The sequence below is a fragment of the Fulvitalea axinellae genome (genome assembly GCF_036492835.1).
Taxonomy (GTDB): Bacteria; Bacteroidota; Bacteroidia; order Cytophagales; family Cyclobacteriaceae; genus Fulvitalea; species Fulvitalea axinellae.
Window position 1 is genome coordinate 3,416,842 of sequence record NZ_AP025314.1, and the last position, 22,405, is coordinate 3,439,246.

At 50.4% G+C, this 22,405-nt stretch carries 14 protein-coding genes and 4 tRNA genes; 12 read left to right on the forward strand and 6 right to left on the reverse strand.

Annotated elements, in window-relative coordinates:
- The first annotated feature begins 110 nt into the window (after positions 1 to 110).
- The 5 genes from AABK39_RS12820 to AABK39_RS12840 all read left to right on the forward strand — a co-directional run bounded on the left by AABK39_RS12820 (position 111) and on the right by AABK39_RS12840 (position 9,548).
- Positions 111 to 638, forward strand: coding sequence for a hypothetical protein (locus AABK39_RS12820; protein WP_338391745.1), 528 nt, complete (start codon positions 111 to 113; stop codon positions 636 to 638).
- 218 nt (positions 639 to 856) lie between these two features.
- Positions 857 to 1,237, forward strand: coding sequence for a hypothetical protein (locus AABK39_RS12825; protein WP_338391746.1), 381 nt, complete (start codon positions 857 to 859; stop codon positions 1,235 to 1,237).
- A gap of 141 nt (positions 1,238 to 1,378) precedes the next feature.
- Complete coding sequence (locus tag AABK39_RS12830) at positions 1,379 to 3,661, forward strand: TonB-dependent receptor domain-containing protein (protein WP_338391747.1); 2,283 nt, start codon at positions 1,379 to 1,381, stop codon at positions 3,659 to 3,661.
- Between the two features lie 607 nt (positions 3,662 to 4,268).
- A complete protein-coding gene (gene metH, locus AABK39_RS12835) occupies positions 4,269 to 7,988 on the forward strand; it encodes a methionine synthase (RefSeq protein WP_338391748.1) in 3,720 nt (1,239 codons plus the stop codon).
- A gap of 321 nt (positions 7,989 to 8,309) precedes the next feature.
- Positions 8,310 to 9,548, forward strand: coding sequence for a glycoside hydrolase family 27 protein (locus tag AABK39_RS12840; RefSeq protein ID WP_338391749.1), 1,239 nt, complete (start codon positions 8,310 to 8,312; stop codon positions 9,546 to 9,548).
- A 139-nt stretch (positions 9,549 to 9,687) separates the two neighbouring features.
- Here AABK39_RS12840 and AABK39_RS12845 read toward each other — a convergent pair whose 3' ends face one another.
- Positions 9,688 to 11,064 carry a protein kinase family protein gene (locus AABK39_RS12845; RefSeq protein ID WP_338391750.1) on the reverse strand — a complete coding sequence of 459 codons (1,377 nt, stop codon included), beginning with the start codon at positions 11,062 to 11,064 and terminating at the stop codon, positions 9,688 to 9,690.
- A 207-nt stretch (positions 11,065 to 11,271) separates the two neighbouring features.
- On the opposite strand from AABK39_RS12845, the gene AABK39_RS12850 reads away from it, so the two are divergent.
- Together AABK39_RS12850 and AABK39_RS12855 are read left to right on the forward strand one after the other, a co-directional pair.
- Complete coding sequence (locus AABK39_RS12850; protein WP_338391751.1) at positions 11,272 to 12,996, forward strand: hypothetical protein; 1,725 nt, start codon at positions 11,272 to 11,274, stop codon at positions 12,994 to 12,996.
- A gap of 170 nt (positions 12,997 to 13,166) precedes the next feature.
- Positions 13,167 to 13,640, forward strand: coding sequence for a CYTH domain-containing protein (locus tag AABK39_RS12855; RefSeq protein WP_338391752.1), 474 nt, complete (start codon positions 13,167 to 13,169; stop codon positions 13,638 to 13,640).
- Between the two features lie 169 nt (positions 13,641 to 13,809).
- Here AABK39_RS12855 and ttcA read toward each other — a convergent pair whose 3' ends face one another.
- Positions 13,810 to 14,643 (reverse strand): tRNA 2-thiocytidine(32) synthetase TtcA, encoded by an 834-nt coding sequence (gene ttcA / locus AABK39_RS12860; RefSeq protein ID WP_338391753.1) that lies wholly within the window; start codon positions 14,641 to 14,643, stop codon positions 13,810 to 13,812.
- Between the two features lie 81 nt (positions 14,644 to 14,724).
- Entirely contained in the window at positions 14,725 to 15,927 is a 1,203-nt protein-coding gene (locus AABK39_RS12865) for a protoporphyrinogen/coproporphyrinogen oxidase (protein WP_338391754.1), read from the reverse strand.
- 183 nt (positions 15,928 to 16,110) lie between these two features.
- Here AABK39_RS12865 and AABK39_RS12870 point away from each other — a divergent pair, with 183 nt between their 5' ends.
- The gene (locus tag AABK39_RS12870; protein ID WP_338391755.1) at positions 16,111 to 17,700 is read left to right on the forward strand and encodes an AbgT family transporter; all 1,590 of its coding nucleotides are present in this window, start codon (positions 16,111 to 16,113) and stop codon (positions 17,698 to 17,700) included.
- 289 nt (positions 17,701 to 17,989) lie between these two features.
- On the opposite strand, the gene AABK39_RS12875 is transcribed toward AABK39_RS12870, so the two are convergent.
- Together AABK39_RS12875 and AABK39_RS12880 are read right to left on the reverse strand one after the other, a co-directional pair.
- Positions 17,990 to 18,988, reverse strand: a complete 999-nt coding sequence (locus AABK39_RS12875) for a hypothetical protein (RefSeq protein ID WP_338391756.1) — start codon at positions 18,986 to 18,988, stop codon at positions 17,990 to 17,992.
- A 58-nt stretch (positions 18,989 to 19,046) separates the two neighbouring features.
- Positions 19,047 to 20,018 carry a vWA domain-containing protein gene (locus AABK39_RS12880; RefSeq protein WP_338391757.1) on the reverse strand — a complete coding sequence of 324 codons (972 nt, stop codon included), beginning with the start codon at positions 20,016 to 20,018 and terminating at the stop codon, positions 19,047 to 19,049.
- 361 nt (positions 20,019 to 20,379) lie between these two features.
- Here AABK39_RS12880 and AABK39_RS12885 point away from each other — a divergent pair.
- The 4 genes from AABK39_RS12885 (at position 20,380) to AABK39_RS12900 (ending at position 20,742) form a co-directional block, all read left to right on the forward strand.
- A tRNA-Ser gene (locus AABK39_RS12885) sits at positions 20,380 to 20,470 on the forward strand.
- Between the two features lie 4 nt (positions 20,471 to 20,474).
- Positions 20,475 to 20,548 (forward strand) — tRNA-Pro (locus tag AABK39_RS12890).
- A 24-nt stretch (positions 20,549 to 20,572) separates the two neighbouring features.
- Positions 20,573 to 20,663: transfer RNA gene (locus AABK39_RS12895), tRNA-Ser, on the forward strand.
- A gap of 5 nt (positions 20,664 to 20,668) precedes the next feature.
- Positions 20,669 to 20,742 (forward strand) — tRNA-Pro (locus AABK39_RS12900).
- A 292-nt stretch (positions 20,743 to 21,034) separates the two neighbouring features.
- Here the strand turns inward: AABK39_RS12900 and AABK39_RS12905 are convergent.
- Positions 21,035 to 22,402, reverse strand: a complete 1,368-nt coding sequence (locus AABK39_RS12905; RefSeq protein ID WP_338391758.1) for a 3'-5' exonuclease family protein — start codon at positions 22,400 to 22,402, stop codon at positions 21,035 to 21,037.
- Positions 22,403 to 22,405 lie beyond the last annotated feature (3 nt).

The following is a 22,405-nucleotide window of genomic DNA, read 5'->3' on the forward strand; positions in this document are numbered from 1 at the left end:
AATACGTTCTAAAAAATATAAATTTTTTCACCTCCTCGAACCCGCTCCGGCACAGGGCTTGCGATTGTCTGGTTAACTGTAACTTGTTTAACCCAAACATATTCAAGCCCATGGCAGAATTTGTTGTTAGGTCGGAGGATCTGATCCCTCCGTCCGACTATCCGGCGATAGCGGATAGCCTCCCTAAGTGCCAGACGTACCTGGACGGGGAGTCTTCGTTCCTAGTTAAAACCCAGCATCGCGCCTTCGGCAAGATGATCCGAGAGGAGAGTCTTGGCAAGAAGGTCGGCGACCTGCTCTTTGACAAGAAGGTATTGGCCCAGGAGATCAACATCCTGACCAGCACCGCCGAGCAGGAGACCGACCCTTATCTCAAGCGCAAGGTCCTGTCCGACCTTAAGCTTACCGAGGCCAAGCTGGAACTGATCGAGCTGGAACTGGAGTCGAAAAAAAGCGTATCGGCCAAGGACGTGTTCCACGCCAACGCCGACGCCACCATCCTCGACGTCAAGTACAGGGCTTACCGCCAAGCTATCATCGATTACCTAAACAACTACGTGGTACCCGGCAATATCGGCGAGGGATCCGTAACCTTCGAGGGCGTCGAGTACGTAGCGGAATTGGCCACTCAGAATTAGGCATTATTGCATCTGTCGTTTCATGTGGGAGGCCCGCCGTATGGCGGGTCTTTTTGGTTTTAAAAAAAACGACTCATTACCGGGCCTCAACTCCCCATTTGACATTGGTTTTAACTTTTGAGCCGTATTAATAATATCTGTATTTAAATTCCTTTATGGATTTTATTATTTTGGATGGTGAATAAATCATAAAGAACAGCGGTCACATCCCATTTTTAGTGAAAGGAACCATAGCGGTCATATTGTTATGCGTATTGGCGTGCGCGCTTTTCAAAAGCGCGGCGGTGGTGGTATGGTTTGACCTTAACCGGGACTATATCGCCAACAACCTGTGCGAAAACCGAGACCGGCCGATGACCATGTGCGGCGGTTCCTGCGTTTTGACAAAGAAGCTGGAGGATGTCGGCGGAGAGGAAAACACACCTGACAAACCTTTGCCCCTTACCCAAGACGAGCTTCCCACGCTATACTTCGAAGGTCTTTCCCAGAAAAACCTGGATAAACTGGCCTCGCTAGTCAAGAGATCCGAAAGCCTTTTCTTCGACAAACTTTTTCATACGGCCACGATCTTTTCCGTATTCCATCCTCCCGAAAGCTAAGTTTTCTTTTTGACAAGTCGGCCAGTGGCCAGTTACCGCATGTTTTGCGGGAAAGGCCAAACTGTGTCCGTTTCCTTCGCTGTCGCAGGTTTGCGGTTGCGCAGGGTTTTCATTTACTACTTAGCTAAATAAAATAAACCGATGCGAAATATAATTAGGAGTAACGTCCGTTGGGCGTTGTCAGGGCTTTGCTTTGTCTTGGCCTTACTCCCAGCTTACGGGCAACAACAAAAATCAATCACCCTTCTGGACAAAGAAAGCGGAGATCCCATTGCGGGAGCGTCATTCAGTTTGGGAAGCCAAACAGGGCTTTCCAACGAACACGGGGCTATACAGTTCGAATGGACAACCGGAGCCAGGGAAAGCATGGCGCTCTCGCACGTGACTTACGGACAGTGGCGAATCGGGTCCAAAGCGCTGGAGACAGCCCGCAAGGGACAACGTTTTTACCGGCAGGAAAAAATCATCGGCCTAAAGCCTGTCAGTGTCATCTCCCTACGGGAAAAGGACGGTGACACACACGATATCGGCAACCGGGAGAAGAGCGCCCACGACGCCGGTGCCCTTCTGACGCACGACCCGGCTGTGGCCGTGATCCGCAAAGGCGGCGGTTATGGATTTGATCCCGTCTTGAGGGGCTTTAAGTATGATCAGCTCAACGTGGTGATGGATGGGTGTCAAAGTGCCACGGCGGCCTGCCCCAATCGGATGGACCCGCCCACAAGCCAGATGGCGCCCAATATGCTGGGTAAAATCGAAGTAGCCAAGGGACCGTATTCGCTACGTTATGGCGCTGGGCTGGGCGGTACGATTAACTTCGTGAGCCAGCCCCCCTCCTACCACAAGCAAAGCGGATCATTCGGCCGGTACAGCACGCTGTTCGAAAGTAACGGAACCGTATGGCGCAACGAGGCCATGGCCGGCACACGAGGCGACCGCTTTGACGCGCGCCTGTTCGCTTCCTATTCCCAGGGAAGGGATTACAGCGCCGGCAACGGTGAGGAAATCGCCAGTGGCTTCGAGCGCTTGAGCGTAGGCATGACCGTCAATTACCTCTTAGCCCAAAACCACGATTTGGGATTCAACCTGACAAATAACAGGGCCAACGACACCGATTTCGCCGGCCTGCCCATGGACCTGATCAGCGACGACACTTGGATGTTTCGCGTCAATCACACCGCCACTTTTCACGGAGGCGCACTGAAAAAATGGCGCAACGTCGTTTTCGGCTCTTTCGTGGACCATGCCATGGACAATTCTATGAAAAACCTTAATCCCAGAATGGTGGACGCCGAGACCTTGGCCAAAACCCAAAATTATGGCGCCCGCACCGAGGGCACTTGGTCTTTCGGTCAATCGAAACTCTTTGCCGGCGCAGATTACCGTTACGAAAGCGCCGACGGAAACCGTGAGCGCCATATGCTAAAGGGACCTATGGCCGGAAAAGTGCTGGTGGACAAGGCTTGGCAAGACAGCTATATCCAGAAAACCGGCGTTTTCGCCGAATACCACCAAGAACTGTCAGGTTACCAATTGGTGCTTTCGGCCCGGGTGGACGTGGACAAGGCCGGCGCCCGCGATATTTCCGAAGGGTTCGACTCCTTGAATCCGGAAACGCCGGACACACAGGCGAATCCTTCTTTCAGTGTAGGCGCCATGCGGGCTTTGGCAACCAACTGGAACCTTTCCTTGTGGTTGGGTCACGCCCGCCGTAGTGGCAATTTGACCGAGCGTTTTATCAACTTCTTTCCCGTAGGCAACGACCCTTATGAGATTTTGGGCAATCCCGATCTCTCGCCCGAAGCCAATAGCCAAGCCGATCTTGTGCTGGAATGGAAAAGTGACAAGGTGCAATGGCGCATGGTCGGATTCGTCGCTTATACCAAGGATTTCATCACTTCCATTATCGACAAAGAGCTCAAACCTGTTATGCCCAAAAGTCCAGGCGTAAGGCGAATGGTCAATCTGGACAAAGCCCTGCGCATGGGCGGCGAAATGGAATGGCGCCAAATGCTCGCCAGACATTGGCAACACAGCCTTAGCGTGGCTTACACCTACGGCGAAGACTTGGATCGCAAGGATCCTTTACCGGAAATTGCGCCTCTGGATGTCCGCTATGTTGTGGGCGGCGCATTATTTGGCGGTAAACTGTTACCCGAGTTTAGTCTAAGACATGTCTTGAAACAAAACCGAGTGTCGGAGGAATTCGGTGAGCGCAAAAGCGAGGCCTTTACCCTAGCCGATATCAATCTTACTTACCGGCCTTTGCCTTGGCTGGATTTGGACTTGGGCCTCAAAAACCTATTTGACACCACGTATTTCGAGCACTTGAGCCGGGCAAACAGAAACAATGACTCTGGACCAATCTACTCGCCAGGCCGGAGCTTTGTGTTCGCCCTTCGGGCTCGTTTCGGAGAAGAATAGGTTTGTGTTTCTTTCGTTAATGCGCCCTAGCCGTTTATCTATTATTGGATGATGGTTAGGGTGTTTTAACGTAACTTTTTATATTTCCCCTAACTGTATATTTTGACCACAAGATGATGACATTTCTTATTTTTTGAGCCTTCTTACCATATCCATTACCCTAACAGTGATCTCCCACAAAGGCACCGTCCCTTTAACTTTTTTCGCCCTGTTTGAAAGCAAACCTTACCTCAGCCTTGAAACACTTACAAGACTCTGTCTTATAATGGCGTTTATACTGCTATTTGTAGGAAAAGAATATGACTGGCGGATCGTCACGATACTCGTAATCTCCGCACCTTTTATCCAAAAACTCTTAGCCCTATTGGTGCTTAAAGTGATAAGAAGTTAGGTTTTAAAATAGCTCACCACTGTAGTTACACCCCTCACCTCACTCCATCCCTACTCTAACTTTTTGCCCCCTCGCCATATTTTGCTAAAATTGCAAGTTCCGGGTATTTAAAACCCCGGAACCGGGCGGCACAAGGCAAAATTTGTCTAAATCGGAAGAATCGCAGTCTAGTCTTTCGCATTCCGGCCGGTGAACGAAACCTTCTATACCGAGCGCATGAAAAAATCCTTGCAAGAAATCCTCAAAGAAAGAATCCTGATTCTCGACGGCGCCATGGGTACCATGATCCAGCGCCATACGCTCGAAGAAGAGGACTTCAGGGGCGAGAGGCTCAAAGACCACCCTACCCCGCTTAAGGGCAACAACGACCTGCTTTCGCTCAGCAGGCCCGATATCATCCGCGAGATACACGCCGAGTATTACGCCGCCGGAGCCGATATCGTGGAAACCAACACGTTTAGCGGAACCACCATAGCTCAGGCCGACTACCAGCTGGAGCATTTGGCTTACGACATCAACTTCGAGTCGGCGAAGCTGGCCCGCGAGGTGGCCGACGAGTTTACGGCCAAAGAGCCACACAAACCGCGCTTCGTGGCGGGCTCCATCGGCCCGACCAACCGCACGGCCTCCATCTCTCCGGACGTGAACGATCCGGGCTACAGGGCCGTCACCTTCGACCAACTTGTGGAGGCTTACCACGAGCAGTGTCGCGGTTTGGTGGACGGCGGAGCCGACATCTTGTTGGTGGAGACCGTCTTCGACACGCTCAACGCCAAGGCGGCCCTGTTCGCCATCCAAAACCTTTTCGACGAGCGCAACATCGCGCTCCCGGTCATGGTGTCCGGCACTATCACCGACGCCAGTGGCCGTACGCTTTCGGGTCAGACCACCGAGGCGTTCTGGAACTCTATCAGCCACGCTCCCGTCACGTCCGTGGGCCTCAACTGCGCGCTGGGCGCCGACCTGATGCGCCAATACGCCCGCGAACTCTCCGATGTAGCCACCTGTTTTATCAGTGTGCACCCCAACGCCGGCTTGCCGAACGAATTCGGCCAGTACGACGAGACTCCGGAATATATGGCCGGGGTATTGGAAAGCTTCGCCGAAGAAGGGTTGCTTAATATCGTGGGGGGATGTTGTGGTACTTCGCCTGCCCATATCCGCGCCATCGCCGACGCCGTGGCCAAACATAAGCCACGCCCACTCCGGGAGCCAGACGGCGATATGCATTTGAGTGGCCTGGAACCCGTTACGCTCAAAGACGATTCGGTATTTATGAATATCGGTGAGCGTACCAACGTGGCCGGCTCGCTGAAGTTCGCCAGACTGATCCGCGAAGAGAAATACGACGAGGCCCTGGAAATAGCCCTGCACCAAGTGGAGGGAGGCGCCCAAGTAATCGACGTCAATATGGACGACGGTATGCTGGAATCCGAAGCTTGCATGGTCAAGTTCCTGAACCTTATGGCTTCCGAGCCAGATATCGCACGCCTGCCTTTCATGGTCGACTCGTCCAAGTGGTCGGTGATCGAAGCCGGACTGAAATGTCTGCAAGGCAAGGGGATCGTAAACTCGATCTCGCTGAAAGAAGGCGAAGAGACATTTAAAGAACACGCCCGCAAGATCCGCCGTTACGGCGCCGCTACTGTAGTCATGGCCTTTGACGAAAAAGGACAGGCCGACAACTTCGAGCGCCGTGTCGAGATCTGCGAACGCTCATACAGAATCCTCGTGGACGAGGTGGGCTTTCCGCCCGAAGACATCATCTTCGACCCGAACATCCTGTCGGTGGCTACGGGAATCGAAGAGCATAACAACTACGCCGTGGACTTTATCCGCGCCACGGAGTGGATCAAAAAGAACCTCCCCGGCGCCAAAGTCAGTGGCGGGGTAAGTAATATTTCCTTCTCGTTCCGCGGCAACAATATCGTCCGCGAGGCTATGCACTCGGCTTTCCTCTATCATGCCGTAAAGGCCGGTATGGATATGGGTATCGTCAACGCCGGAATGATCGAGGTGTACGAAGAAATCCCGAAAGACCTGCTCAAGGCTGTGGAGGATGTCCTCCTTAATACCGACCCCGACGCCACCGAGCGCTTGGTCGATATGGCCGACCAGTTCAAGGGCAAGAAGAAAACCCAAGTCCGCGACGACTCTTGGCGACAACTCCCCGTGGAGGAACGCCTAAGCCACGCTTTGGTAAAAGGTATCACCGAGTTTATCGACGAAGATACCGAAGAAGCCCGACTCAAATTGCCTCGTCCGCTCCACGTAATCGAGGGGCCACTTATGGACGGAATGAACGTGGTGGGCGACTTGTTCGGCGCCGGCAAAATGTTCCTTCCGCAGGTAGTGAAAAGCGCCCGCGTAATGAAGCGTGCCGTAGCGCACCTGATTCCTTTTATTGAGGAAGAAAAAAGGAAAAATCCGGAACTGGCGGGCAAAAGCTCGAACGGAAAAATCTTGATGGCCACCGTAAAAGGCGACGTTCACGATATCGGCAAGAACATCGTAAGCGTGGTATTGGCCTGTAACAACTTCGAGATTATCGACCTTGGCGTAATGGTACCGCTGGAAACAATCCTCGATACCGCCGTTAAGGAAGAAGTCGACATCATCGGACTGAGCGGGCTGATTACGCCGTCGCTTGACGAGATGGTGTACGTAGCCCGCGAGATGCAACGCCGGGGAATGACCACACCGCTGATGATCGGTGGCGCCACTACCTCTCGTATCCACACGGCCGTGAAGATCGACCCGGAATACGACAATTGCGTAGTCCACGTACTCGACGCTTCCAAGTCGGTTCCCGTAGCCAACAAGTTACTTTCGGAAGACCAAGCTACCGTAGAGGAATTCGTAGCGGAGAAAAAGGCCGAATACGCCAAGCTAAGGGAAGACCACGCCAAGAAGCGCAAAGGCAAAGTGCTGTTGCCTTATTCTGAAGTGGTGAAGAAAAAAGCTCCGGTCGACTGGGACAAGACGGTAATCACCAAGCCTACTTTCCTCGGAAACAAAACCTTCAAGGACTATCCTCTGGAAGAGATCTTGGAGTATATCGACTGGACTCCGTTCTTTATCTCTTGGGAGATGACCGGCAAGTACCCGAAAATCTTCAACGACCCCGTAGTGGGTGGCGAAGCCCGCAGACTCTTCGACGACGCCCAGCAACTCGTCAAACAAATTATCGAAGAGAAAGCGCTTAGCGCCAACGCCACTTTGGGCTTCTTCCCGGCCAACGCCATCGGCGACGATATCCAGCTGTTCGAATTCAGTGCCGACGGACAGGAAGATCGCACCGAAACCGGCCTCAAGCTCCACCATTTGCGCCAGCAAGGCAAAAAGGCTCCGAGCTTGCCGAACTATTGCTTGAGCGATTTTGTCGCACCTGTAGATTCGGGCAAAGAAGACTATATAGGCGCCTTTGTGGTAACGGTACACGGAGCCGAAGAACTGGCCAAACGCTTCGAGGAGCAAAACGACGATTACAACTCCATCATGGCCAAAGCCCTGGCCGACCGCTTTGCGGAAGGCTTCGCCGAACTTCTCCACGCCAAGGTACGCCGTGAGCTGTGGGGCTATGCCAAAGAGGAAAGCCTGGACAATGAGCAACTGATCCGCGAGAAATACCAAGGCATCCGCCCGGCGCCAGGCTATCCCGCTTGCCCCGACCACTTGGAGAAAATCACGCTCTTCAACCTGCTCGACGCCGAGAAGGAGATCGACATCAAGCTGACGGAAAACTTGGCCATGTATCCGGCCGCGTCTGTCAGCGGTTGGTACTTCGCCCACCCCGACAGCCGTTACTTCGGCTTGGGCAATATCGGCAGGGACCAAGTGGAGTCTTACTCCGACAGAACAGGCGAAACGATGGAGACCTTGGAGAAATGGCTCTCGCCGGTTTTGGCCTATGATCCGGAAAAAGAAGAAGCCTAAAAGCTTTCGGAATACAAAAAGCACCAAAGTCCCGCACCAACTCCGGCGCGGGACTTTTTTATATCCAAAACACGCCCAAGTGTTCCCTCAGGGCGCATTCCCGAATATTCTGACCCCATAGCGCAAATACTGACCAGCCCTTTGGTCCAAAATCAAAAGCCTCATTAAGGCAAACGGAAATTCCCTTTTCCGCATACGAAAGTCCCCCCGTTCTTAAACAGGAAAACACCCAGCCCCATAAATCCCGACCCCCTACATTGCTGTCGATTCGTCTTTCCACTACGGTTGGCGAAGCTTTTCCATACATTAACATACACTTTTATGCTTAACAGGATTCTTACGCTTCTCGCCTGCGCGCTTATCGTCTCCTGCCAGTCCCCGAAACAGGACACGGTGACAGAAGCCGCCAAGCCTACCCGCAAACTTACCCCGATTATGGGTTGGGCCAGCTGGAACAACTACCGCGTACATATCAACGAAGATATCATTAAGAAACAAGCCGACGCCATGGCCTCCAACGGCATGAAAGAAGCCGGCTACCAGTTTATCAATATCGACGACGGCTACTTCGGCGGACGCGACCGCAAGGGCAACTTGTTAGTACATCCCGAACGCTTCCCTAATGGCATGGGCAAACTGGCCGAGTATATCCATTCAAAAGGCCTGAAGGCCGGCATCTACACTGACGGAGGCATCAACACTTGCGCCAGCTACTGGGACAAAGACACCATCGGCGTTGGCATGGGACTCTACGGCCACGAAAGACAGGACTTGGAGCTTATGCTGAAGGACTGGAAATACGATTTCATTAAAGTGGACTGGTGCGGTGGCGAATGGATGGGCCTTAATGACAAGACCCGCTATACGGAAATCGGAGAGATGATCCGTGAACTGCGTCCGGACGTGATCTATAACATCTGTCGCTGGCGCTTCCCGGGCGAATGGGCGCCGCTAGTGGGCGACTCTTGGCGTATTTCCGGCGATATCGCCAACAAGTTTGAGTCTGTAGCACATATCATCGACAAAAACGCCGACCTGTGGAAATACGCCGGTCCCGGACATGTAAACGACATGGATATGCTCCAAATCGGTCGTGGCATGACGTATGAAGAGGACAAAACCCACTTCACTATGTGGGCCGTGATGTGCTCGCCATTGATGGCCGGTAACGACATGACCAATATGAGCGACCAAACTCTTGAGATTCTTACGAACAAGGAGATCATCGCCCTGAACCAGGATCCTTTGGTATACCAAGCCCGTCGCGTAAAAGACTACGGTGATTTGGAAGTATGGGGCAAACCACTCGGCTCCACCAACAGCGGTCTGGTAGCGGTTACTCTTCTGAACCGTTCAAAAGAAGCCAAGAAAATCGGTTTCAGCCTCAAGTCAGTAGGTATGGATGCCTCTAAAGGTTACACCGCCCGCGATCTCTGGAACAAAAAAGACTACCCATCTGCCACTACCGACAGCCTTAGCTTCGAAGTGCCTTCGCATGGCGTGGTTGTCCTTAAGCTTGACGGGGCGTCTTTGCCTTATAATGTTTATCAGTATAAGTAATTTAGTCTGAAATATTAGGTATGAGGTCTTAGGTAATTGGAGCGCTAATAACATCGTTAGTCATTCGCAAAGATTTTTCAGTCTAACTTCTCTTGACTCCAACTACCTAAGACCTAATACTTGATACCTAATACCAACCTCATAGCCGTCTCCTGAGCGCCGTACGGTCTGCTGTCTTCCAGAGGTGTTGGGTGTAATGGAGCAGGTTATTGGCGAATCCTTCGCCCTCTTCCTCTATTCCCGCTGTTACCGAGCCTAATACCGCATCCAAAAACATTGGGCTCTGTACCCGTTCGGATAAATGAAGATACCCTTTGAGCATTCCCTTCTCAAACGCCCGGGCCGAGAGCCCCCTTATCCCTGTAAAATCCGTTATCTTCCGGATCACAAACTGCGTTAACGGATGACTCCCTGTCTTGTCTTCAGAGCTTAGTATCAGCAATTCCTCAAACACCGGCAACATAAAATCTTCCTGCAATTCCCTTAGATAAGCATTATAGGCACGCCTACGTGCCGGCCCCTTCTTCATGGCCATTATCTCGGCCAGACGTTCCCGCTCTTCCGTTTCCGAAACATACTTACGGGAGCCCCCAAAATCATCGTCCAATAGATCGGAACGGGCTCCATAGCCCAAATCCCCATCATCCCAATCGTCACGAAATCCGTCATCATTCCAATCACCACTACGTCCAAGGTTCGTGTCTCTGCTTCGCCTTGAGGTTCTTCTAGTGCGATTGGTCTGCCTTGTCCGTCTAGTTCCCCTGCTTCTTTCAGTAGACCTCATGGTCAACGTCCGTGTCATATCCCTCCACTTGCTTACAGCGGCTGTCACGTCCTTGGCCGCCATATTATTGAGGTTTCCCTTTTGGCTCACCACCGACATCTCCTGATCTATGGCCCCTATGGTTCCCGAAGCCGGATCGTACAGCATATTTCCCCAGTTCAAAAGCTGAAGCATCCTGTCATTATTGCCCATTATCAGGTCATAAGCGCACAGCTCCCCCATTTTGGTCATAAACTCATCGCTGGCCAAGGTATCCTTCGCCCCTTCGCGCCAGCCGTCCACGTGCACCAACACATCGCCAGGAAGCCTCTCCATCAATAGCAAATAGTGTCCCTTCGGCATCTTCTTTATCATACTCCGGAGTTGTTTGGAACCGTCAGAGTTGTCATAACCCAAAGCGTTGTACAAGCTAGTCACTTCCGCCGATCCCTTTGCCAACAACACCGTCTCCGGAGCCCGAACGGACTCGCTATCCAAATTCCTTAGAAATGAAGATGAAAAAGCCTCTTTCTCCAAGCCCTGCTGATTATCGGAAAGCTTCACCACGAAGTGCGTCCCCTTATCATCAACCACAAAAAAAGTACAGCCAGAGTTACCAAAAGTCGTACGCTTGGCACCTGTATCCCTTCCCCATGTCGGGTTTAGGATACGCTGTACGGGAGGCATTTTGGCGACGCCCTCTGCGGAGCTTGCCTGCCCGTGATTCGGAACGCTGTTGCGAAACGTAAACATAGACGAGGTAAAGCTTTGAATATACGCACTATCGACCCAAAACCGAGCCACCCATTTAACCACTATTTTTCAAACGGAATTCTACAATCATGCCTGACCATTTACTTAGTGTTCAGCATTATCACTTTGAATTAAGCCTTAAACCTTACCCTTGTAAATTCTTTGAAAGAAAATCAGTAGAAGGTTAGCCATCAAACAGGGTCGACCTTGACAAAGTTAGTACTTAAGCCCAAAGCTTTACGCCAGGCAAGACGCATGTTCGACCGCCGTACTACATACCGCAAGATCGCTAACCAACAGGCTCACGACAGTGGAGGACTTGCTAAAGCTCCCGTTCAAGCTATGTTACATCACGGCAAGGCCTCTCAGTCTCTGGAATTACTTAAGAAACCTACCGATGTTTGGGGACCGATAATATTGCGAAAGGGAGCCGACCTACTGGTAGACGATGCCGGCAAAACCACCATACGAAAAGGGGACAAAGATGTGGAAATGCTGAGAGCCATAGTTCCAAGCGGAGAATTCTGGGCTCCGGCCGAAAAGATAGAACTGTTGCGCTTCAAGGGAAGGGTTCGGGAACTGATGGTGTTCCTTAGAAAACTGTGGTTTGACAGGTCCGACATACTGGAACACCAAGGCGAACATCACACCGTATACGGCAAGCTAACCCATACGGAAGACAAACCGATGTACAAAGCCCCTACAGACAGACTCCGCAAAGAGATTCTAAGCGTAGGCGCCCCCGATCGTTTGGTATGGACTTCCATGTTTAACCACGACATGCGCAAGACCACACCCGAAGAGGAATGCGAAAATTTGGAGCCTAATATGTGTCATTTTATCTCCAAAGGACGAATACCCATACGCCGGAGCGATACGATATACTGTTTCTTTATCAATGCTTTGACAGACCACTTGCCGGTGGTGATCCGCTACCTGATGCGCCACATCGTCGATTCCGTTCCATTGGGGCGCCACCTACGCTCGATGTCTACGGAATCCATGCCTTTTTATTCCGACCAAATACCCTACGGTTTACTGCTTCAGGTAGTCGGCAAGTCCGAATTCGACTCCGTCAGCGCCACGCTAACCGAATATGCCCGAGCCAATCCGAAATTCTTTGACAAAGGACGATTGCCTATGAGCCAACCGCTTTGCAGGGGTATCAGCTGGGGCGAGATACCTCCTGTGGAATATGAGCATTACCGCAGAGAGACTTTGGAAGACGCTCCCGCAAGCCCTTTCATTCGGATGAGCGAGGAGACGAAAACGCTGACTTTGGAAAAAAGAACGGCATCGGGCAAAAAGGTAACCGACAAAACCGGAAAGAAGAAACTCAAACACTTGGGTTATTCGGCCTCCAATATCCAAGGCCCCTTCATGGGACAAAGTCAACTGGAAGGCGGAGCACGTCCGCCACGCCGGGTGAGCGATATCAGTCCGATGGAATGGGTAAACTTTGCCCGCCGAAGCGACGACGTATTGGGCACCAGCCACTTGCCCCAAGTAAGGGAACTGGCCGAACACCTAAAGAGCGTGCAGTCCGGCAAGATCTGGCCGGGCGACGGTGAGCCCTTCGACACTCTCCGCGCATATGTTATCACCGATGCCTTGATAGAGACCCAACGGCAAGGCTTCGAGGCTTTTGCCGCTAGAGCGTATCGCAAATTGACCAATGCGGGCGTGGATTTCTTCCAGCCACACCTCAACCTGCCAGCCGACAGCCTGAACTTCCCGGTAACCAGACCGGGGCTCTCAGAGGAACTGCCAAACATAGGCGAATCAGTGTATACCGGCGTCAGGAAATTTCAGCCTGTAGGCCCTCTTCCGCCCGTCGATATCCGAAATCTGTCGTCAAAACACGATTATCAGGTAGATTTCGGTAAAAATTTCGACGAACAAGAAGAGGAACCCGGCTGGTCTTGGTTATGAGAAAAGGTTAAGGGATTATCAAAACTATATTATGAAGCCCCATGGCCTATTTACTAGAAGAATAAAAGAGTAACTTCATTGGTAGCGTCAAGTGTTAGATATCAAGTCTTAGACTCTTCATACCTAACACCGCAAACGCTCACGCTTAGCGACTAACCAACCCTTAGATTATGGCAACGGAAATAGAAAGAAAGTTTTTGGTCAACGATAAGTTCAGCTCGGCTTTGGCTTCAGACTCGGAGCGCATTACGCAAGGCTACCTAAGCTCCGCCCCCGAGCGTAGCGTGAGGATCCGGATTAAAGGCAAGAATGGATTCTTGACTGTAAAAGGTCCAGTAAACGAAACGGGCACCAGTCGCTTTGAGTGGGAAAAAGTAATCCCCGTTCCCGAAGCCTTAGAACTGTTGGACCTGTGCGAACCGGGAGCTATTGACAAGACAAGGTTTTTGGTGCCGGCAGGCCCGCACACTTACGAAGTGGACGTTTTCCACGGCGATAACGACGGCCTGATAGTGGCCGAAGTTGAACTCCGTCGTGAGGACGAAGACTTCGAAAAACCCGACTGGCTGGCTGAGGAAGTCACTGGCGATAAACGTTATTATAACTCGCAATTGGCCCGCAAGCCTTTTAAGGATTGGGATTGATGTTTTGGTAAAAAGTCCAAAGTAAAGAATATTGGAATGATGAGTGTTCCAATACTCAGAAAAGCAAAAAGGGTAAAGAGTAACGGACCATTTGTCCCACACTCTTTACCCTTTTCAATTCTTTGAACCCAGTACGCTTTGGACTCTTTACTTTTTACTCACTCCCCATTCAGAGTTCCATTTTGGAATCATCGTAGTTACGAGAGACTATTTCTTTTGGGGCCAAGTTCTCGAAATCCCAGAGGTTCGGGTCCAGCAAATGCGTGGGCGATACGTTCTTTAGGGCATTGAACATGATCTCTGTACGGTCAGGATACTTTTCTTCCCACGTTTTGAGCATGCCTTTGATCACTTGCCTTTGGAGGTTTGGTTGCGAACCGCAAAGATTACACGGGATAATCGGGTAATCCGCCAACTCTGAATAACGGATAATGTCCGCTTCTTTGCAGTAGGCCAAAGGCCGGATAACCACATGTTTGCCGTCGTCGGTGCGGTATTTTGGTGGCATGGCCTCCATTTTCCCGCTAAAGAACAGGTTCAGGAAGAACGTCTCGATAATATCTTCGCGATGGTGGCCCAAAGCAATGCGGGTAGCTCCTATTTCCTCGGCCAAACCGTAGAGCGTTCCCCGACGCAAACGAGAGCAAAGACTGCAAGTCGTGCGACCTTCGGGTACTTTTTCCTTTACAATACTATAAGTGTCCCGCTCTATGATGCGGTATTCGATATCCAAGCTACTCAGGTATTCGGGCAGGATATGTTCCGGAAAGCCAGGTTGTTTCTGGTCAAGGTTTACGGCCACTATATCAAAGTTACCTCGTACGGTCCGGGCGTGGAGGAGCATGTCCAACATAGTGTAACTGTCCTTGCCACCCGAAAGGCAAACCATCACCTTGTCGCCTTCGCCAATCATCTTGAAGTCTTCCATTCCCGACCAGAAGGCCTTCCTCAAACGCTTCACGAGTTTTCTGTCCTCGTGAGCCAATTCTTTCTCTACGATCATAATCCCTGTGGGTACCTGAATATTTTACGCCCCGCGTATTACGTGCTTTTTTTGGAAAAAAACAAGTGTGAGGCCTAGCGCTTAAAGCCCTTTCATAAGGCGAAGTACCTCTTCCTTGGCCCGCTGGGCACAGTCTTCCAACGACAAGCCGTAGAAGTAATTGCCCACTACTGAAAGGCTGTCTGTCAGGTTGGAGTCTATTCGGTTTACGCGGTCGGTGTGGCCCATCTTCAGAGAAGGCACAGTGTGCCGTTTTTCAATTTCGAAGAGCAAATCGCTTTCCTTTAATCCCGTATTTTTCAGTAGCCAAGCTTTGGCTTCCTCCGCCTGAACACTGGCACTTTTGGTGTGTACGGTAAGACTCCTGTATTTTTCGTCAGGAAATACGTCGCGCAACACGACCGAAGAATACGGCCCCGACAAGGGTACGGCCCCAGCCAGTTCCGGCCAGTTCAAGGCCTCTTTCGGAACAACGAAGCCGAATGACTTAAGGGAGAACTCCTCAATATCGGAAAGACTTTGGGCTAGATCAGGAAAACAGTCCATCACCAAACCCGCCGTTATCGAGGGAGGTGTGGCCAACACAAGTTTAGAAGCGTGGAAAACTTGGTCGTCTTCGGTTTTGGCTTCGTATACACCATCTTTAAAATCCACACTTACCACTTTCACTCCCGTATGGGCGGATACTCCCGAAGCATCCACAAAGGCTTTTAACAGCGTCTGGATTCCCCCTTTGAAGCTCATACTCTTCGGAAAGCTTTTGTCACGGCTTCCGCGACGCTTCAAGAAGATGTCGGCGGGAAAGTCGTCGGCGGGCTGAAGGATTACGGCGTTGAACATGGCCGTCAGTAATGTATCGTAGTTCTTCTTGCCTGTTATCGCCGAGTAAAATTCCCTAACCGTCTTTCCGTCCTTTTTTGTAAAAAAGAGCTTTGGAAGATTAGCGAATAACGAAGCGAAGGACAGCTTGGATGGAATGGAAACTATTTTCCCTTGGTCCAAAACCTTGAACGAAGCTTTGCCTCTGGCCATTACCATCTTTTCGAGATTGGCGTCCCTTACGGCTTCCAACAAATGGGTGTAAGAGTTGTAACAGGTATGGGCTCCGAGTTCGAACCAGAAATCATTGTATGAAGGACTGTTTACACAACCGCCAACGCTCTGGCCAGCGTCCAGCAACGTAACCGTTCCTGCTTTTTTTGAAGCCCAGTAAGCGGCCAATACTCCGCTGATCCCACCACCGATAACCAATACGTCCGACACTATATCTTGCCTGTGATTCATATAGATTCGCTGTTCATTTCCCAAGAATAGGCGGGCCAAGGCGTCACCCAATTGCCCGCATCAGTTCTGAAGCTACAGAATAATGAGTATATTAGTAACGTTTTCTTTAAAATAAAACAAGGCCGCACGCCGTGCCGCCGGGCTTTTAGCCCCCAAACGAACGGAATGAAAACCTAAACCCTTATGTCAACTACTACCGAGAAAGAGATCTCACAGAACCCGGAGGAAACGAAGGGCCTTTTCAACAAATTCCTAAGCGTAGTGGAAAAAGCGGGCAACGCCCTGCCCCATCCCGCCACGCTTTTCGCCGGCCTTGCTTTGCTGGTTGTGGTGCTTTCGGGCATTACGGCGGGCCTTGGCCTTGAGGTGACCAACCCCGGCACCGGTGAAGTGATCCGCCCCGTCAACCTGATGACCGTAGAGGGCCTTCACCGCATTTTGACCGGCATGGTGACCAATTTCACAGGATTCGCCCCCTTGGGCGTAGTGCTCGTAGCCATGCTGGGTATCGGCATCGCCGAAGGCAGTGGGCTTATCGGCGCGTTGATCCGCCTGATGGTTCTCTCGGCGCCAAAGCGCATGATGACGTTTATGATCGTCTTCGCCGGCGTTATCTCGAACACCGCCAGTGAGGTGGGTTACGTGCTGTTGGTGCCTTTGGCCGCCATTATCTTCTTGGGCATGAAGCGCCACCCTATCGCCGGACTCGCCGCGGCTTTCGCCGGGGTATCGGGCGGTTATAGCGCAAACCTGCTGTTGGGTACCATTGACCCTCTGTTAGCGGGTATTTCGCAGGAATCGGCCAATATCATTCACCCTGTCGCAGCCGGACTGTATACGGTAAATCCCGCCAGCAATTACTTCTTCATGTTTGCCTCCACTTTCCTGATCGCCCTTGCGGGTACTTGGGTGACGGAGAAAATCGTTATCCCACGCCTTGGCGTATACGAAGGCGACGAACAAGTGGAAAGCGTAGAGCCTCTGAACGACAAAGAACGCCGCGGACTTAAAATAGCCGGGCTTGTTGTGTTGGCACTATTGGCCATTATTGTTGCGGGTATCGCCCCTGAGGGCGGATTCCTCCGTAACCCCGATCCGGAGATGGATACGATGCAGAGCATCCTGAAGTCGCCTTTGATGAAAGGAATCGTGAGTTTCATCTTCCTGTTGGCCGCCGGCGCCGGCATAGCCTACGGATTCGCCGCCAAGACTTACAAAAACGACTCGGACGTAATGGACGGCATGGCCAATTCCATGAAGACTCTGGGCTCGTATATCGTATTGGTGTTTTTCGCCGCACAATTCGTGGCTTACTTCAAGTGGACAAACTTGGGCTTTATCTTCGCCATCAACGGAGCGCAGATGCTACAGGCTTTGGACCCGGGCGTTATTCCGCTGATGATCGCCTTTATCTTGCTTACTTGCATGATCAATATGGTGATGGGATCGGCTTCCGCCAAATGGACCTTGATGGCTCCTGTTTTCATCCCGATGTTTATGCAATACGGCGTTTCTCCTGAGCTTACCCAGCTTGTGTACCGTATCGGTGATAGCGTTACGAATATCATCTCTCCGATGATGTCGTACTTCGCGCTTATCGTGGCCTTTATCCAGCGCTATGACAAGAAAGCCAGCATCGGTACAATGATCGCCACTATGCTACCTTATTCATTGGTGTTCTTGGCCGTATGGACCATACTTCTAGTTATCTGGATGCTCGCCGGTTGGCCGATTGGTCCAGATGCACCGCTTGATTACGTAATGCCTAGCTAAGACTTCAGAACAAATAAGTTGAATAGAAAAGCCCCGGAAGGACTCAGTCCTTTTCCGGGGCTTTTTTGATGACTTGGCAGTTTTATACCGCTTATATAGCCAAGCCCTCTGTACGTAAAGTCTTTTTCTCCCTAAAACAGCTCCCCAACATCAATAGAATCGCTTCATCGATCCAATCCATCTTAAGGACGCACACATTCTTATGTAATAAGGGAAGGACTATTATCAGGGCATAAAAAAACGCCGTAAAATACGGCGTTCGAATTCTTTATCGGTTACAGAAAAAGCCTTACCACTGTGGTCTGTCTCGCTTGACAGGTTTTGACGGCTTTCTTTTCAACTGCTGTATATACTGCCTTTCGGAGTTTTTCATGGCTTCAAGGATCTGCTGGGCTTTCTGTTTGGAAAGCTTCATCTCCTGAAGTTTCTTTTCTATTTCCTTCTCTTGTCGCTTAGCCCTTTCCTGAGGGGTTTCTTTCTTGTTTTGGTCCTTGCCTTCGGATCCTTGCTTATTTTTATTCTCCTCCTTGTCTTTGTCTCCTTGGCCCTGATCTTTTTTGTCTTTATTCTGCTCTTTCTGATCCTTTTCGTCTTTGCCTTTTTGTTGATCTTTCTGCTCGTCTTGTTTGTCTTTTTCGTCTTTGTTATCCTCGTTTTGGTTCTGATCTTTTTTATCCGGGTTATTCTTATCGTCTTTGTTTTCTTCGTTGTTCTTATCCTGGTTCTTGTCGTCTTTCTTATCCTCTTTTTTGTTATCCTGCTTTTTGTCTTGGTTTTGTTGCTGGTCCTTATTCTTATCTTGGTTTTTATCCTGATTCTTGTCGTCTTTGTTCTTGTCTTGATTCTCTTGCTTCTGCTGGTCCTCAAGCATCTTTTTCACCACCTCGTAATTATGTCGGGCGTTGGCGTTGTTTGGATCAGCCATCAAAGCCTCCTCAAGATATTTCAAAGCTACTTTCAGACCTCCCGATTCAGCCATCATCATCCCCAATTCCGAGTAAGCCAATGACTTCAGATTGTTATCATTGCCCAAAGTCACATCCGTAAACGACGCCATAGCCTTTGCGGTGTCACTCATATGCAGGTATGCCGTGGCCAAATTAAAATCGATGCCCGGATCGGTAACGCCCAACGAGTCTCTCAATGTCAAGTAATCCGTGACGGCGACTTTGTATTCGCCTTTGAGGTACGCGTCTTTAGCGCTTCTTTTCAGTCGATTGATTTCCGACACGTCCCCGCCGTCAAGCCAAGGGGTAACAAACAGCAAAAAAAGCAAAAGGGGTTTCATATATCTTTTATCCTCTGTTTTCTCTTATAAGACAACGAAAAAAAAGGTTGTTTTTGTATCAGATCTTGATTGTTCTGATACTTATCAAAGCGTCAACGGCCATCAGGAACAGAGCCAAGGCCAAGAAATAATAGTATTTATTGTCGGCCACGTCACGCTTGGTGGTGTCGCGGACATTGCCTTTAATCTTCTTGATGTCGGCAATCATCTTTTTGGTGTCGTCACGCTTATCGCTAATCTCGTAGTATTTCCCGCCTGTGGAAGACGCCAGCTCACGCAATGATTTCGGATCGAGTTTCGAAACTACCGGTTGTCCGAATTCATTCAGAATGTACCCCCGTCGGCCGGAACGCAGACGGCTTCCTTTTTCCGTACCCACGCCCATGGCAAACAGCACCAAGCCCTTTTCCTTCACTTCGCCGGCAACCGAAGCGGTCGCCTCGCCGTGGTCCTCTCCGTCGCTGACCAATATAATGATCTTCGACTTTTCGGCGGCCTTCGGTTCGTCTTCGGTCAGCATCTTGTCCAACGCGATTCTAAGAGGCGGGCCGAAGTCGGTTCCCGCATCAGGCACCAAACCGGTGTTAAGGCTTTCTATATAAAGATATAACGCCGATCTGTCGTAAGTCATGGGGCACTGCACAAAAGCCTCGGAAGAGAAAATAATCAGGCCGATACGGTCCGTGGAAAATTGATCGACAATATTCTTTAGCTCGTACTTCACGCGTTTCAACCGCGACGGTGACACATCGGTAGCGTTCATAGATCCCGAAAGGTCTACGGCGAAAAAGATATCCTTGCCCGTGGCCTTGACCTCTTTGCCTATTTTGCCGAAAGAAGGCCCCAACAGAGCCACAAGCATCAGCCCGAAGTATAGCGAACGCAATACGAGTTTGATCGCAAGTTTATAAAAAGGCGCATTGAGTTTCCGCGCGGCGTCTACCGTCCGCCAGATAAAGGCGGCGTAGGCCAAGACAAAAACCGACGTAAAAACGATCTCGGTAATTCCAAACGATTCAGTCCAGCTCATCCTGATACCCTTGTTCGATTTATCCTACAACCCATTTCCCTACAAAGCGGAAAAACCACTCCCAATGGGAAAATAACCCTGAAAATAGGAAAAAACTTTGACTATTTCCTACACCGCACGATTTTCAGCCGACACTGGCATGACTGTGGGGATGGTTTTGTGCCAAAGAAAAAAACTTCTTCGACACAGAAAAAATCACCTCGGGTTAAAGCGTTACTAATTAACCGATTATTGGCCCGAAACGCCCCTGAGGACAAAAACAGGCGCATTTTTTTCATGCAGAAGGTTTGGCAAGTTGAAAATCTTCTGTTATGTTTGCATCGCTTTTCGGGACAACGGTTGCGAAAAACGACAAACAGATGGAGAGTTGGGTGAGTGGCTGAAACCAGTAGTTTGCTAAACTGCCGTACCCTTCCCGGGTACCGGGGGTTCGAATCCCCCACTCTCCGCCACTTTCGGGGCGTAGCGCAGTCCGGTAGCGTATCTGGTTTGGGACCAGAGGGTCGCAGGTTCGAATCCTGCCGCCCCGACAAATTTTATCGATAAGAATTTCAGGAGAGTTGGGTGAGTGGCTGAAACCAGTAGTTTGCTAAACTGCCGTACCCTTCCCGGGTACCGGGGGTTCGAATCCCCCACTCTCCGCCATACCTCGAGGTGTAGCGCAGTCCGGTAGCGTACTTGCATGGGGTGCAAGGGGTCGCAGGTTCGAATCCTGCCATCTCGACAAAGAAAAAGCCTTGTCCAATATTTGGACAAGGCTTTTTCTTTGTCGGACAATTTCCGAAGAATTTTTTCTCAATGCATTTTTTCTTCGTAATACCGAAAAAACTCAATCACGGTTCCAACCAACGAAGCAACAATAGTAACAGCTAGTATAATTGAAGCAGTCATACGCTTTTTGTTTTTAGTGAAAAGGTAATCTTGCCTAACCAATATCCGTTCCGAAAAAATAAGGCGCCGTTTTCTCCTTTTGTAAGAAATGGGAACTGAAAACAATTATCCAGAAACCAGAGGCATCAGCCTTCGTCGTATTTGATGATTCTTTCGGGCTTTTTATGCGAAAGGAAGCTTTTGAGGATTTGTCTAATGTCTTTGTTGTCCGCGTAAGTATTTATGTAGGTCTTAAACTCTTCCGGCGATTCAATCGCATCCTCTACCGGCACGAAGCCAAACCCCAAGTACCTTCCGTTTTCCACTACCACAACGCTACGCTCCCCCAAAACACGGCCTTTATCCAAAATAATAAAGCTTTCGCCACTGAAGGAAAATTTGTCGATTACGGCCTGCGCACGGAGGTTGTACGCATCCGGAAGCTCTTCGCCCACACATGCGCCGGCGCATTGCTTAAGGGTCCGTCCGAAGCAAGCGTTCTTGGTATCGTAAAGCCCGCATAGCTTTTGGCAAAGGGAATAATCCTCGACCATTTTGAACATAGTATTCTTGGCCGCGTCCGAAGATGCGAAAGTGGCCACAGGAAGCTCCCCTTTGATGTTTCTGCCTATTTTGAAGCGGACATAACCGTCCATGTCATAAGACGCATACACGCCGTAAGGATACGCCTGACGACGCTGGGCCCGGTTATACTTTGGACGCAGTGTTTTTATCTCGTGCGATTCCCTCAACAACGCCACCAGCTCGCTTCCCGTTACCACACAATCAATATCGGCCACGCTCTGGCGCATTTCTATGGCCCGCTTGGTTTTGTTGCTGTAGAAATGGCTAAACACCCGCTGACGGACGTTCACGCTTTTTCCGACGTAGATCACGTTACCGTGTTCATCATAAAAAAAATAAACGCCAGCCTCCTCCGGCAAATCGGACAAAGTCTCTCTGGAAAGAGCCGGATGTAGCACCAAGCTTTTGTCTTCCAATACGGATTTCTCCTTGTCGGTCGCCAAAAGTAACTCGAAGAGTTTTACAGTAGCATAGGCATCGGCTTTCGCTCGGTGATGATTGTCGAGCGGTATTCCCAAAGATTTCGTAAGCTTCCCCAAGCTGTAGGAAGGTTCGCCAGGAATAAGTTTTCTGCTCATCTTAACCGTACAGAGTGTTTTCCGCTTAAACTCAAAACCCAACTCACGGAATTCCCTGCGAATAAAATTATAATCAAAAGCGGCATTATGAGCCACTACGGTAGCGCCTTCCGTGATTTCGACCAAACGTTTGGCCACTTCAAAAAACCTGGGCGAGGACTTAACCATATCATTCGTAATCCCCGTAAGATTGGAAATAAACGGAGGAATGGAACGCTCCGGATTGACCAATGTGTGGAACTCGTCAATCACGTTTTCGCCGTCATGCAAAAAAACTGCGATTTCCGTAATCCTTTCCCCTTGGGTGTTTCCTCCCGTAGTCTCAATATCAAGTACCGCGTACAATGCCATCCC

Bases quoted from the DNA above. Each gene is read 5' to 3' on its own strand.
- AABK39_RS12820 (WP_338391745.1), top strand. From the start codon at position 111: ATGGCAGAATTTGTTGTTAGGTCGGAGGATCTGATCCCTCCGTCCGAC.
- AABK39_RS12830 (WP_338391747.1), top strand. From the start codon at position 1,379: ATGCGAAATATAATTAGGAGTAACGTCCGTTGGGCGTTGTCAGGGCTT.
- metH (WP_338391748.1), top strand. From the start codon at position 4,269: ATGAAAAAATCCTTGCAAGAAATCCTCAAAGAAAGAATCCTGATTCTC.
- AABK39_RS12840 (WP_338391749.1), top strand. From the start codon at position 8,310: ATGCTTAACAGGATTCTTACGCTTCTCGCCTGCGCGCTTATCGTCTCC.
- AABK39_RS12845 (WP_338391750.1), bottom strand. From the start codon at position 11,064: ATGTTTACGTTTCGCAACAGCGTTCCGAATCACGGGCAGGCAAGCTCC.
- AABK39_RS12855 (WP_338391752.1), top strand. From the start codon at position 13,167: ATGGCAACGGAAATAGAAAGAAAGTTTTTGGTCAACGATAAGTTCAGC.
- ttcA (WP_338391753.1), bottom strand. From the start codon at position 14,643: ATGATCGTAGAGAAAGAATTGGCTCACGAGGACAGAAAACTCGTGAAG.
- AABK39_RS12865 (WP_338391754.1), bottom strand. From the start codon at position 15,927: ATGAATCACAGGCAAGATATAGTGTCGGACGTATTGGTTATCGGTGGT.
- AABK39_RS12870 (WP_338391755.1), top strand. From the start codon at position 16,111: ATGTCAACTACTACCGAGAAAGAGATCTCACAGAACCCGGAGGAAACG.
- AABK39_RS12875 (WP_338391756.1), bottom strand. From the start codon at position 18,988: ATGAAACCCCTTTTGCTTTTTTTGCTGTTTGTTACCCCTTGGCTTGAC.
- AABK39_RS12880 (WP_338391757.1), bottom strand. From the start codon at position 20,018: ATGAGCTGGACTGAATCGTTTGGAATTACCGAGATCGTTTTTACGTCG.
- AABK39_RS12905 (WP_338391758.1), bottom strand. From the start codon at position 22,402: ATGGCATTGTACGCGGTACTTGATATTGAGACTACGGGAGGAAACACC.